This is a genomic window from Clostridium sp. CMCC3677 (genome assembly GCF_023845585.1).
Lineage (GTDB): Bacteria > Bacillota > Clostridia > Clostridiales > Clostridiaceae > Clostridium > Clostridium aquiflavi.
The window spans coordinates 1-207 of record NZ_JAMQHS010000151.1 but is presented as its reverse complement, the minus strand read 5'-3'; the positions used below and the strand labels follow the sequence as shown (position 1 = coordinate 207).

Genomic DNA, 207 nt, shown 5'->3' with positions numbered 1-207 from the left:
TTGATGGATTAAAAGAGCTAGGGTATGAAGAAGGGAAAAATATTAAAGTTGAGCAACAAAATGCACAAGGAGAAATAGCAAATGCTCAAACAGTAGCTACTCAATTTGCCAATGATAAAAAAGATCTGATATTTGCAATAGCTACTCCAGCAGTACAAGCAACATATAATGTAACAAAGGATATACCTATAGTTTTTACAGCGGTAA

1 protein-coding gene is annotated in these 207 nt (G+C 33.3%); it reads left to right on the top strand.

The annotated features are described in order from the left end of the window. Window positions 1-207 (top strand): ABC transporter substrate binding protein (locus NG901_RS17045; protein ID WP_286675216.1); only part of this gene is annotated, 207 nt, incomplete at both ends.